At 74.5% G+C, this 12,840-nt stretch carries 7 protein-coding genes and 1 tRNA gene; 2 read left to right on the top strand and 6 right to left on the bottom strand.

From position 1 onward, the window contains the following. Positions 1–358: 358 nt before the first annotated feature. On the bottom strand, positions 359–1,813 hold the full coding sequence (locus AC0680_RS31335; protein WP_478635431.1) for an MFS transporter: 1,455 nt from the start codon (positions 1,811–1,813) through the stop codon (positions 359–361). A gap of 204 nt (positions 1,814–2,017) precedes the next feature. Here AC0680_RS31335 and AC0680_RS31330 point away from each other — a divergent pair, with 204 nt between their 5' ends. Then, on the top strand, positions 2,018–3,637 hold the full coding sequence (locus tag AC0680_RS31330; protein WP_478635428.1) for a hypothetical protein: 1,620 nt from the start codon (positions 2,018–2,020) through the stop codon (positions 3,635–3,637). 128 nt (positions 3,638–3,765) lie between these two features. After that, positions 3,766–3,840 (top strand) — tRNA-Cys (locus AC0680_RS31325). 107 nt (positions 3,841–3,947) lie between these two features. Here AC0680_RS31325 and AC0680_RS31320 read toward each other — a convergent pair. From AC0680_RS31320 to AC0680_RS31300, 5 genes are all read right to left on the bottom strand, one after another. Beyond that, positions 3,948–5,477 carry an ABC transporter substrate-binding protein gene (locus AC0680_RS31320; protein ID WP_478635425.1) on the bottom strand — a complete coding sequence of 510 codons (1,530 nt, stop codon included), beginning with the start codon at positions 5,475–5,477 and terminating at the stop codon, positions 3,948–3,950. Continuing rightward, positions 5,474–7,525: an ATP-binding protein gene (locus tag AC0680_RS31315; protein ID WP_478635424.1), complete on the bottom strand. Its 2,052-nt coding sequence runs from the start codon at positions 7,523–7,525 to the stop codon at positions 5,474–5,476. Before AC0680_RS31315 ends, AC0680_RS31320 begins: the two co-directional genes overlap by 4 nt. 350 nt (positions 7,526–7,875) lie before the next feature. Then, on the bottom strand, positions 7,876–8,376 hold the full coding sequence (locus AC0680_RS31310) for a pyridoxamine 5'-phosphate oxidase family protein (RefSeq protein ID WP_478635422.1): 501 nt from the start codon (positions 8,374–8,376) through the stop codon (positions 7,876–7,878). 34 nt (positions 8,377–8,410) lie between these two features. Beyond that, entirely contained in the window at positions 8,411–10,741 is a 2,331-nt protein-coding gene (locus AC0680_RS31305) for a xanthine dehydrogenase family protein molybdopterin-binding subunit (protein ID WP_478635419.1), read from the bottom strand. Beyond that, positions 10,738–12,828 carry a 2Fe-2S iron-sulfur cluster-binding protein gene (locus AC0680_RS31300; protein WP_478635417.1) on the bottom strand — a complete coding sequence of 697 codons (2,091 nt, stop codon included), beginning with the start codon at positions 12,826–12,828 and terminating at the stop codon, positions 10,738–10,740. The genes AC0680_RS31305 and AC0680_RS31300 overlap by 4 nt, the downstream gene beginning before the upstream one ends. Positions 12,829–12,840 lie beyond the last annotated feature (12 nt).

The following is a 12,840-nucleotide window of genomic DNA, read 5'->3' as shown; positions in this document are numbered from 1 at the left end:
AGCGCAGCAGTCCGGACACCCAGCCCCGCAGGCCCGTCACCGCCACCCGAAAGCCCCGCGCAGCGGCACCGCCCGCCGCAGGCGCAACGGCGCGACGCCCCCACGGCGGGAAAGCCGACAACGTGGGAAGCCAGCCAAGCGCAGCGGACGGGCGCAGCAGTCCGGACACCCAGCCCCTCCGGCCCGTCACCGCCACCCGAAAGCCCCGCGCAGCGGCACCGCCCGCCGCAGGCGCCACGGCGCGAAAGCCAAAAAGTCGACCACAGCAAAGCGCAGCGGAGAGGCCCGCCGCAGGCGAACCCACAACAACCCCCACGGCGGGCCAGCCGACAACGTGGGAAGCCAGCCAAGCGCAGCGCTACCGTCTCAGACGGGGGGAGACCACCGCCCCCGTCGTCGCGACCACGGCCATCGCCGTGAACACCGCCGCGAAGGCCGCCGGATGGCCGGCCGAGCCGGCGGCGGCAGTTGTCGCGGAGGCATGCGCAGCAACCGCGCCGCCGCCGAAGGCGACGAAGAGGACGCCGCTGATGCCGACGAAGGTGACGTTGCCCAGCGCGTCCGACATCTGCAGGGACGCGGAGTTGCTGCCGGCCTCCTCCGGGCGGGACAGCTTGAGCAGGAGCACGCCGCCGCTGGAGATGTTCAGGCCCATGCCGAAGCCGCCGACCGTCCAGGCCGCCGCGACGATCCAGGCCGGGACCCCGTCGAGCAGGACCAGCGGCACCATGGCGATCGCCGCCGCCAGCAGCAGCATCCCCAGGCCCATCAGGCGCTCCCGGTGCGGTTCGAGGCGCCGTCGGCTCTGGACGTACGAGCCGAGCGCCCAGGTCAGTCCGCCGCCGGTGAGGGAGAGTCCGGCGAGCGTCGCGGACAGGCCGCGCTGGGTGACCAGCAGCAGCGGGATGAAGCTCTCGGCGGCGACCAGCGCACCGGCCGCCAGGCCGCGCATCAGCACGACGGTCGGCAGGCCGCGCGCCGCCCGGAACGTGCCGCGGGGCAGCAGCCGCACGATGGCCGGCACCAGCAGGGCCAGCCCGGCGGCCGCGAGCGGCAGCGCGGACCAGGCCGGATGCTGGCCCGCGTACTGCAGCAGGCTCGCGCCGACCGCGACGGCCAGCGCGAGCCGGCAGCGCCGGTCGGTCAGGATGTGCCGCACACCGCCGTGCGGGCCCGGCTCCGTACGCGGCAGGGTGCGCAGCGCCGGCAGCATCACCGCGAGCGGCAGCAGTATCAGCGCGGGGATGGCGAGGAAGACCCAGCGCCAGCCGAGCTGTTCGGTGACGGTCCCGGCGAGGAGCGGGCCGACGATCACCGGCACCACCCAGGCCGCCGAGAACGCCGCCATGATCGACGGCCGCAGCCGCTCGGGGTAGGCGCGCCCGACGACGACGTACAGCGAGACCACCACCAGCCCGCCGCCGATGCCCTGCACCCCGCGGCCCGCGATGAACATCCCCATGCTCTGCGCGCCGCCGGCGATCAGCAGCCCCGCCCCGAAGGCGGCGATCCCGGTGAACAGCGGCGCGAGCGGCCCGCGCCGGTCGCTCCACTCGCCCGAGAGCGCCATCGCGAACAGGCTCGCGGTGAAGAAGGCCGAGAAGGCGAAGGCGTACAGGGCGATGCCGTCCAGGGCGCGGGCGGCGACGGGCATCGCGGTGTTCACGGCGCTGGCCTCGAAGGCGACGAGGGAGACGACGGAGATGATGCCCAGGGTCAGGGCCCGGTGGGCGCGGCCGAGGACGCCGTCGGCGGTGCCGTCGGCGACTCCCTCGCCGGGTGGCGCGGTCAGTGCGGGGCGGTCAGCGGTCATCCGGCCAGCGTAAGGGCCGTAGGGCGGTTGCGCCCCTGTCGGGAGACGGGTATCGGGTCGGTCGTCGGTCCTAGGCCGCACGGTTCGGGCGCCGGCCGTCGGGCGGTGTGAACGCTGCGTGGCGGCGCGCCGGAAGGCATGGACTCCTGCGCCCCGCCGCCTTAGCCTCGGCCGCCGTTGCCGACGGACGGATGAGGAACTCCCATGCGACACAGGCTCTTTGGGCCCGGCCGGAGCGGACTTCGGGCCCGTACGGCCACGGCTCTGGCGGCTCTGGCACTCACGCTGCCGGCTCCGGTGGCGCTCGCCCCGGCCGCGCGGGCGGCACCGATACCGCCCGCCCCGGGGCACCGGCTGGTCCCGCGGTACGAGGGCGCCCCGGCCACCGCCGCCCCGCTGCCCGCGGACCAGGCACCGCCGCAGCACCCGTACCTGGCGCCCAACGGGCGGGCCGGTATGCACGGGGACGGCGCCGGCAGCGACACCCACCCCTTCCCCGGGCCGCTCGGCGCCGACCCGGCCGTCAGCAGCGAGCGGATGGCGGCGCTCGGCGGCGAGTGCGCGACCGTCACCTTCGACTCCGGGGGCCGGATACTGACCGTCTGCGGCACCTTCCAGGGCTTCCGGCTCAAGCTCCTGGACCCGGCGAGCCTGGACACGCTCGCCGAGTACCGGCTGCCGCAGCGCCCCTCCACCGTCGAGGCCCTCACCCGCCTGGACTTCTCCAAGATCTTCAAGGACACCTCGGGCGGCGCCTACTTCTACCTCGACGACAAGGACCGCGTCGTCCTGGCCGACTCCCGCCAGCACGTCCTGCGGCTCTCGCACGGCCGGTCCGCCGACGGCCGCTGGCACTTCGCCGTCGACCGCGACTGGGACCTGACCCCGTACGTCCCGCACGACTGCGTCGGCTGGAGCAACCTCCACCCGCGCGGGCAGTGCGATCCGGTGACCTCGGTCCAGCCCGACTGGGACGGCCGGATCTGGTGGGTGACGCGCAAGGGGCGGATCGGCACCATCGCCCCGGACAGCGGCGCGATACGCACCCTCCGGCTGCCCGGCGAGGAGATCCAGAACAGCTTCTCGGCGGCCGAGGACGGCATCTCCCTCGTCTCCGACCACGCCCTGTACAGCCTGCGCGCGGACGCCTGGGGCACTCCGCGGATCCAGTGGCGGCGGACCTACGACCGCGGTACGGGCGGCAAACCGGGCTCCGTCAACCAGGGGTCCGGCACCACGCCCACGCTGCTCGGCGACGCCTCGCACCCCTACGTGGCCATCACCGACAACGCCGACGACCGGATGAACGTGCTGGTCCACCGCCGCACCGGACCGGACGCCGGCCGCCTGGTCTGCAAGGTCCCGGTCTTCACCGCCGGCGCCTCCACCACCGACAACTCCCTGATCGGCTACGGCCGCAGCCTCGTCGTCGAGAACAACTACGGCTACGAGAACGTCACCTCGCTGCTCCTGGGGAAGTCGGTCGTCGGAGGCATCACCAGGATCGACATCCGGCCGGACGGCAGCGGCTGCGACACCGTCTGGGAGAGCAAGGAGCACTCCCCCTCCACCGTCGCCAAGCTCTCCACCGTCAACGGCCTGCTCTACTGCTACACAAAGGACCCCCACCGCCTGGGCATCGACGCCTGGTACCTGACCGCCGTCGACTTCCGCACCGGCCGGACCCGCTTCAAGCGTCTGACCGGCACCGGCCCGCTCTACGACAACAACTGGGCCCCGATCACCCTCGGCCCGGACGGCACGGCGTACATCGGCGTCTTCAACGGCCTGGTCGCCGTACGCGACACCCGGCCGCACCCCTGAGCCGTCGGCCGCCCCACGGGGCTTGATGAACCTCGTGTTGCCCCGTATTGCGGCTCCATGGCGGCCCGCCCCGCACCCTTGCCCCCTCCCCCACCCCGCGGCCTACAGTCGGAAGCACACCGCAACCCGGCCGTGTGCCCGAGTGGTTCAGGGGCTCGCCTGCAAAGCGAGTTACGCGGGTTCGAATCCCGCCACGGCCTCCAGTGCCTTGAGCAGGCAGGGGGAGAGGGCGGCATCCCAGCAGGGGTGCCGCCCTTGCGATGCGAGCCACTTCAAGCGGTGGCAGCGCCGGCACAGCGTGCCGCGCGGCTCACCGGCCGGTGCGGAGCGCGGTCACAAAACGGTAGATGTCCCTGGCCTCGCCGGTGGCCGTCGGGGGGCGGAGTTCCACCAGGGCCAGCGGGCGGTCCACGGGCTCGCCCGTGTCCGGGTCGAAGGCTATGTAGCCGCTGATGCCGCGGACCCGGGACCTGCCGTTGGTCTGCTCCAGCATGGCCAGGACCATCCGGTCGGTGACCCGCCGGGTGCCGTAGACCGCGACGGCCTTCTGGGCGGCTCTGCCGACGGTGTACGTCGCGTCATGGCCGAGCATCGCCTGGCCGCTGGCGAGGCCGGTGGCCGGGCCGCCGACCTCCTTGCTGAAGGTCCGCTCGAATTCGGCGAACGCCCCGTTCCGAGCGCCGCCGTAGACCTCCTTGGATATCTCGGGGTGGGTGAACGCCGTGTAGTGGACGGTCAGCCCGCTGTACTTCCAGCGTCTGGCGAGCAACGCGAGCTCGTCGCGGTGCCCCTCTCCTCCGGTGCCGAAGTAGACGCCCAGCGCGCTGGAGCCGGAGAGCACCGTCGTGGGGCAGCGCCTGCCGCCCTCACCGGCCGCCTCGATGAATCGGCGCAGCTCCCGGCCGCGGCCGGCGAAGTACACCACGTCCGGCGGCTCGGGGTCGTCGCAGACCTTGTCGGCGACCAGGGACAGCGCATTGCCCGCCGTCGCCTCCTCGCCCTCCCCCGAGCGGAACGGGATCACCCCGTCGTCCACGTCCAGCTCCGCGCGCCGTGCCGCCGCCCGGAAGTCCTCGTAGAGCGAGGTGTTGTAGGCGTCCTCCTCATTGCCGTCCCTGATCACCTGGACGCGGTAGCCGGGGTGCCTGCGCTGCTGCTCCTTGAGGTAGCCGGCGGCGGCCGCGGTCTGGTCGCGGTTGGGGAAGGAGACCCGGTAGAACCCGGCGGCGGGGGAGGCCAGTTCGTCCGCCGCCACCGTCGCACCGACCATCGGCAGTCCGGCGGCGCGCAGCCGCTTCACGGCGCCGGCCGTCCGGTCGTTGCTCTGTCCGAAGCCCACCACTGCCACGAGGTGTTCTGGGCCCTTCATCGCGATGAGCTGGTCGACCACCTGGCGCCAACTACGGTCGCCTTTACCGGTGTTGGCGAGCAGCAGTCGGATCTTGGGCAGTGTCGCGCGTTCGGTGTTGAGCGTCCGCTGGGCGAGGTAGGCGCCACTGACGGCCTGCCGGGTGGCCTCCGGTCCCCGGTCGGCGAATCCGCCCGCCATGGCCTCCAGATAGGCGACGGCGACCGACGGCTCACCGGACCGGGCGACCCTCTCGTTCTCGGCGCGGATCTTGTCGCTCAGACCGTGCATGTTCTCGAAGGTGTACGCACCGTCCGTCACCCCCACGCACTCGCCGCCGGCCGCCTGGTGCACGCCCTCGCCGCACCGTCCGGCCGTCTCCGCGATCCGTATCGCGGCACCCGCCAGGGCCGCGGCCGCCACCAGCACCGAGACGATCCACAGCCCCCAGCGCCGCGGCGGCCTGGGTGGTTCGAAGACACGTGTGCTCACAGCCACGGCTCCTTTCCGTACTGCTTGGCCTTCCGCAGCAGCGCGGAGGTCCACGGCACGCTGTCGGCGTGCACCGCGAGGGTGTGGAAGCGGGCCTGTATCTCGCCGTACAGCTCGGCGCCGGGATCGCCGAGGGGGTCGCGATACGGGTCGCCGACCCGATCCGTACGCGGGTCGTCGGGCGGCTCGGGGCCGATCCACACCGCGGCGAGCAGCCGGGTGATGGTCCGCAGCCGCTGCTCGACGGCGCCGTCGTTGAGGTGCTCCACCAGCCGCTCATAGTGCTCCCACAACGGCTGGTCGAGGGCTCCGCCCGCTTGGGCGAGCGGGGCGCGGCGCAGTCTGCACAGCTCGGCGCACCACTCCTCGGGAGTGACCCGGTCGAAGATCTCGTCAAGATGGGCGGCGGCCGCGGCCAGGTCTCCCCCGGCCAGGGCGTGGTACGCCGCGTTGCCCGGCTCGCCGGTGGTGGCCGCCCGCTCGCGCAGGGCGTCGTGCACGGGCCGCCACCCCCGGATGGTGCCGGGCGGCCCGTCCTCGGGGGTCGCCGCGAGCCTGCGCAGCAACAGGAAGCGCAGCAGCGGGTGGGGCGTCTCCGTGCGGCCGTCGGCCTCCTCGTCCGCGCTGTCGAGGTGCATGGTGCGCAGCACGTCCGCGCAGAAGTCGTTGAACTCCTCCTGGACGCGGGCGCTGGACTCGCCCCACAGCACCCGGCCGGCCTGCGTCTGGGCGAGGTCGACCGCGGCCGCGGCGTGGGCCAGCGCCTGTGTGAGCTCCCCGCTCGCGTCTATCGGCAACAGCCGCTCCAGCAGGGCGTCGACAACGGCGGACGAGGGCTGCAGGGCCTGCCGCAGCCGCTCCTCCCAGGCGGTCTGTGCCGGGTACTCCAGGAGGGCCGCCAGCAACTGTGCGGTGCCCGCCGGATGCCCGCGGGTGAGTTCGTGCACCACCCAGCCCAGCCACTGCACGCCGTTGTCGGCAGCGGGCGCCGGCGCCCGGCGGCCGACCGACCTCAGCACCTCCTCGGCCTGCTGTTCGACCTCATGGCGGACCAGGTCCCGCAGCCGGCCCACCACCAGCCCCTTGACGACCCGCTCCGGGACGAACCCCTCCTCCTCCGCGGGCCACCGGCCGGGCAGCGCACCGGGCCGCCGCGGCCCGCCGAACGCGAAGCTCTCCAGCGCCGCCGGATAGCTGCCCGCCGTGGCCAGGACCAGCAGCGGATCGGGCGTGCCGCCCTTTCTCCGCGCGTCCAGCAGCGCCCTGAGAAAGTCGTTGCCCAATGGACTGTCGACGTTGTCCAGCAGCACCAGACACTGCGTCGTACGCCGCTTGTCGCCGCCGCGCGAGCCGTAGGCCCGCCGCAGATCGTCCAGGAAGGCGTCGAACAGCACCGCCTCGGCACGCTGCCGCTCGGCCTCCTCGCGGTCGCCGTAGCGCTGGTTCAGGTCGATCAGGAAGCCGTCGACGGAGCCGCCGCCGCGGCTGCGCCGCTGGATGCGCGCCAGCCGCCAGCGGACCCGCAGCCGCGCCCAGTGGCGCCGCCACTCGGGCAGCAGGGGCAGCGCCGCGGTCACCGCCGTCGGGGCGCCCAGGACCGTGGCGGCATACGTGGCCAGCTGATTGATCACCTCCGTCCGGCTGCTGGGCGGCCCGACCAGCGCCTCCTCCATCTGCCGCACGGCGGCGTCGCGGTCGGCCGCCTCCATCCGGGCCGCGACGGCGATCGTCAGCAGCCCGAACGCCGGAAACCGCAGCCTCGCGAAGTCCTTCTTCTTCTCGTTCAGTTGAAAGACCAGCGCGGCCAGCACGTCGATCGGCTTACGCCCCTCCTGTCCCAGCGCCGCCAGATCGAGCCGGGCCACCGGCGCGCGCCGGCCCCAGTCCGCGAGATGCCGCAGCACCGTCGTCTTACCGCTGCCACGCGGCCCCAGCAGCAGCGTGGCCGGCAGCTCCGGCCGGCTGCCCGGCCTGCGCACCAACAGCTCCTGGACGTACCGCTCCACGGCCCGGTCCCGCCCCGACTCCCCCGCCCATTCCTGCGGCATCCCGCCCCCTCGGCCTCGCGCTCCCCGCCGCCCCCGCGGCCCCCATGCCCGGTCAGCTCACTCCGGCCGCCCCAGCATCCTCCAATTCCCCTCCACCGCAAGCACTTTGGCCCCTTCGGCCTTCTTCCTCCCACCCACCCGACTCCACTCCGCACATCGGAATTCACTGTAAGTGACGGCACTGACAATCGCCGTGACGGAGCGTGGACCGCCGGGCGGTGCGTGGGTCTCCGGAGATCCGGAGACCCTGAGCTCCGGGTGGGTCGTGAGGCCCTGGACGGTCGTGAGTCCCCGGTCAGTCGTAAGTCCCCGGTCAGTCGTGAAGCCCCAGGAGAAACCTCGGGCAGGCCCTAACGCCCCTTTGGACCCTGGTTGCGGAAGGTGATCATCCGGTCGGGTTCGATGCGGGCCCACGGCAGCGCGCTCATCCAGCCGTCCCACGCCTCGCGCCCGTACACCCCGGTCAGGAACGACGCCAGGTCCTGGTCGTCCGCCGGGGACACCTCCCGCGCTCTGCCGTGCACCGTGATCTGCAGCCGCTCGCCGTCGATGACCGAGGCGGAAACGGCGGGGCGGGCGCGCAGGTGCCGGAACCGCAGCGAATCGGCTCCCGACCCGAAGTGGAGGCGCCCCCGGTAGAACAGTCCGTCGACCGGACCGACCCGGGGCTCGCCCCCGGCCGTCGTGGTGGCCAGCGCCATCACGCGCATGGCGTCCATCTCGGCGACCACTCCAGCGGCGTCGAGGCGGCGCTCCTCGGTGACGATGGAGCGCAGGTGCGGGCCTGCCGCGGCGTACGAGTCGTCGAGCAGGCGCTGTAACCAGGCAAGATCTTCCGGGCTCTCGTGCATGGCACCAGGCTGTCAGAAGGCGGGTCCCTGGCCCCTACTGCCGCACCACCTGGGCCACCGCCGCCTGGGGGCGGATCGGGAGGCGGCCGATGGGGCGGCCGGTGGCGGCGCGGACCGCGGAGGCCACGGCGGCCGGAGAGGTGACCACCGGGACGGCGCTGGCGGGCTTGGCGCCGAAGGGGGCGACGACGTCGCGGTCCTCGACGAGCTTGACGATGCGGATGTCGGGGGCGTCCAGCGCGGTCGGCAGGGCGTAGCCGGTCAGGTCGGGGTGGCGGACCTGGCCGCGGGTGGTGCGCAGGTTCTCCATCAGGGCGGCGCCCAGGCCCTGGGTGACGCCGGCCTCGATACGGGCCCGCAGCTGCCGCGGGTTGAGCACCCGGCCGACGTCCTGGGCGACGGACATCTCCACGACCCGGATGGTGCCCAGTTCGATGTCGACGTCGGCGACGCAGCGGATGGCGCAGAAGGCGAGGCCGACGAAGGCGTCGCCCTGGCCTTCGTCGTCCAGTGGCTCGGTGGGGTGCGGGCGGCACTGGGCGGTGGCCCACAGTTCCTTGCCGTCCAGGGCCTCCGCGACGGTGGTGCTGAGCACGCCGTCGTACGAAGTGATCTTGCCGTCGTTGATCTGGAGGAGTTCGGTGGACATCCCGAACTTGTGGGCCAGCGGCTGGAGGAGCTGGGTGCGGACCATCTTCGCGGCGCGCTCGACGGCGCCGCCGGAGACCCAGGTGTGCCGGCCGTGGCAGGCCGGGCCGGCCGACGGCTGGTCGGTGTCGACGCCCGCGACGTGCACCTCCTCGACGCCGAGGGTCTCCTGGACGATCTGCCGCGCCAGGGTGGAGAAGCCCGAACCGGTCTCGACGGCGGCGCAGATGACGGTGGCGACCGAGCCGCTGACCTTGACGGTGGCGGTGGAGACCTCGTCGGTGCCCTCCGCGCCGAGCATGTGCACCATGCCCAGCGCGTAGCCGACGCCGCGGCGCACCGCGCCCGGCTCGCCGGCGCCCTCGGGGCCGCCCGGCAGCAGCCACTCGGCTTCGGGGGTGTCCTTGGGCAGTTCGGGAAGCGGTGCCTCCTTCACGGCGCGCAGGAGTTCGGCGACCGGGGCGGGGCAGGTGACCGTCTGCCCGGTGGGGAGCAGGTCGCCGGTGGCCATGACGTTGCGCAGCCGGATCTCGTCGGGCTCCAGGCCCAGGCGGGCGGCCAGCTTGTCCATCTGGCCCTCGTAGGCGGCGCAGACCTGCATCGCGCCCTCGCCGCGTACGTGGCCGGAGGGCGGGTTGTTGGTGCGCACCGCCCAGCCGTCGACGACGGCGTGCGGGACGACATAGGGGCCGCAGGAGAAGGACACCGCGGCGGCGAGCGCGTCGGCGGAGGTGTCGGCGTAGGCGCCGGCGTCCATCAGGATCTGCGCCTCCACCTTGACCAGCTTGCCGTCGCCGTCCGCGTGGTGGCGGTAGCGCAGCAGCGTGGGGTGGCGGTGGGCGTGCGCGAGGAAGGACTCCTCGCGGGTGGCGGCGAGCTTGACGGGGCAGCCCGTGCGCAGCGCCAGCAGGCCGAGCGAGAGCTGGATGCCGGGGTCCTCGCGGTCGGCGGTGGCCCCGGGCACGCCGGTCACCACGACCTTGACCTGCTCCGGTTCCAGGCCGAAGGAGGCGGCGGCCAGATCGCGGTCGGTGTGCGGGTCCGTGGAGGCGGTGTAGATCTCCACGCCGCCGTCGGGGCGCGGCACCGCGAGCCCGGCCTCGGCCCCGATGGGCGCCGGGTCCTGGCGGCCGATCCGGTAGAGCCCCTCGACCATCACCTCGCCCACGGCGTCGGCGTCGCCGAAGCGGAGCGGGATGTGCCGGATCAGGTTGCCGTCGGGGTGCAGCGGCTCGGCCTCGAAGGCGAGCTGGGGGTCGGTGACGGCTTCTTGGACCTCGTACTCGACGGCGATGGCGGCGGCGGCCAGCCGGGCCGTGTCGGGGTGGTCGGCGGCCACCGCGGCGATCGGCTCGCCGTGGTGGCGGACCTCGTCCTTGGCGAAGACCGGGCGGTCGGCGGTGCCCCGGCCGTGGCCCGCGTCCCCGGGGACGTCCTCGTGCGTGACGACGACGCGTACGCCCGGCATCTGTGCCGCGGGCGCGGTGTCGATGGACAGGATCCGGGCGCGCGGGTGCGGTGAGCGCAGCACCGCCGCCCACAGCAGCCCCTCGGCCCACAGGTCGGCGGCGTACGGGAAGGTGCCTTCGGTCTTCGCCGGGGCGTCGGCGGGCGGCAGGGAGACGCCCAGGCCGTGCGGCGGCGCCTCGACGGGGATCTGGTCGCCCGCCGCGAGGGTCGCGGTGACGGCACCTGCGCCATCGGACGTGCCGCTCATGCGGAGCCTCCCGTGTGCGGATCCTGGTGGTGCGGAGCGTGGCCCATGGGGTCGGCAGGGCCCGCCTGGTGGGGGATGCGGGCGGTGTCCGCCGGCGCCGCCCCGGCCGGTCCGTCCGCCTCGTCCGACGGGTCCTCCTCCTGGGCGTAGGCGGCCTCCGCGGCCTCCGCACGCTCCTTGACGACCTCCTCGACGGCGTCCAGCACGCCCCGGTAGCCGGAGCAGCGGCACAGGTTGCCGCACAGCGCCTTGCGGGTCTCCAGCTCGCTGGGGGCGTGGTTGCCCTCCAGCAGGTCGTGCACGGTCATCGCCATGCCCGGTACGCAGAAGCCGCACTGCACGGCACCGGAGGCGGCCAGCGCGCGCTGGACGTCGGAGGGCACGCCGTTTTGCGCGAGGCCCTCGACCGTGCGGACCTCGCTGCCCGCCGCGGTGGCCGCGGGCACCAGGCAGGACGCGACGAGCCGCCCGTCCACCTGGACCGAGCAGGCGCCGCACTCGCCCTGGGAGCAGCCGTCCTTGGCGCCGGCCAGGCCGAGGCGCTCGCGCAGCACGTACAGCAGCGACTCGCCGATCCAGGCGTCGGTGACCGGCCGGTCGATGCCGTTCACCCGCAGGACGTAGGAGGCGGCGGGGTGCTCGTCGTGGGCGTCGGCGGCCGCCGCGGGGTCGTGGTCCGCGGCCTCGGGCGTGGCCTCGGGCGCGCCGGCGGGGGCCTCGGTGTCCGTGGGGCCGGTGCCGTCGGCGGGGGCCGCGCCCTCGTCGGCGGCGGTGCCGGACGGCGCGGTGTCGACGGTGGCGTCGGCGGGGGCCAGCGCGGCGGCGAGGTCGGTGCGGTCGCCGGGCTCCGCGGGCCCGCCGTGGCCGGCGGAGTCGTCGGGCACGCCGGACCCCGCCGGGTCGGCGGCCGGCTCGGCGGACGCCGCGGACTCGGCCGCGCCGTCGCCCGGGGCGAACTCGCCGGGCCGCTCCGGGTGTTCGCCCTCGGCCGCCGGGGCGGCCCAGCCGTCGGCGCCGGCCGGGGCGGGCACCTCCGTCGTCCCGTCGTGCCGGTCCGCCGCCTCGGGCCGCGGCGCGGCGTCGGCGGCCGGCGGCCACTGGGCCAGCGCGTCGGCGGGCAGCGACCAGTGACCGGTGGCGGAGCCGCCCGCGCCGTAGGGGTCGCCGCCCGGCTCGGTGCCGTGGCCCGGGAGCGCCCCCGTGGCGTGGTCGTGGTCCGCGAGGCCGCCGCCGCGCGCGTACGGGTCGCCGGCGGGGCCGCCGAACTGATCCGGCACCCCCCCGCCCTGCGGGGCCTCCTGCGCCGGTGTGGCGTGCGTCTGGGCCCCGCTGGTGGCGCTCAGTCCGGTGGTGAAGTTCCAGTGCCCCGTCTGGGCGGTCTCGGCGGGGTCCACGGCGTCGTACGCGCCGGCGCCCGGGTATCCGCCGCCCTGGTGGCCGGCGGCACCACCGGGACCGGTAAGTCCCTGATGGCCCGGATGCTCCTGATAGCCCGGAAGGTCCGCCCGGCCGCCCGTGAGTCCCGTACGGCCCGTCAGGCCGCCGTCGCCGACCAGGTACTCGCCGGACTCCTCCAGGCCGTCGTCGGCCGCCGCCGGCACCGACCAGGTGCCGGTGCCGCCCGCCTCCGGGCTGCCCGCCACGGGCCAGTCCACCGGCTCGCCGCTCCACGACCTCGCCGCCTCGGGCGCGCCGCCCTGGTAGGCCCCGGACGGGCCCTGGTGGGCCGCGGCGTCCATCTGGGCGGCGTAACCGGCGGACGGGTCGGCGTATCCGGCCGAGGGGTCCGCGAACGGCATCGTCCACTGGCCGGTGGCCGCCGGGTCGGTGTCGGCCCCCGGCACCTGTGGCGCGGTGGTGTGCGAGGCGAAGGAGGAGGGTGGGGTGTAGCCGTGGCCGGGCGCGGCGAGCGGGTCGGCGCCCGGGGTGTAGCCGGGCGTGCGGCGGCCGTAGATCCCGGTGGTGAAGCCCTCCGGGAGCTGCACGAAGGCCGTCGCCTCCGACTCGTACTCGCCGCCCTGCGGCAGCGGCTGCCAGCCCTGATCGGGGTGCGGCTGCTGCGGGTTGCGGTGGTCTGCCTCGCTCATGCCGACACCTCA

The sequence above is a fragment of the Streptomyces sp. NPDC043738 genome, from assembly GCF_056436545.1.
This window is presented reverse-complemented; position numbering and strand designations above follow the sequence as displayed.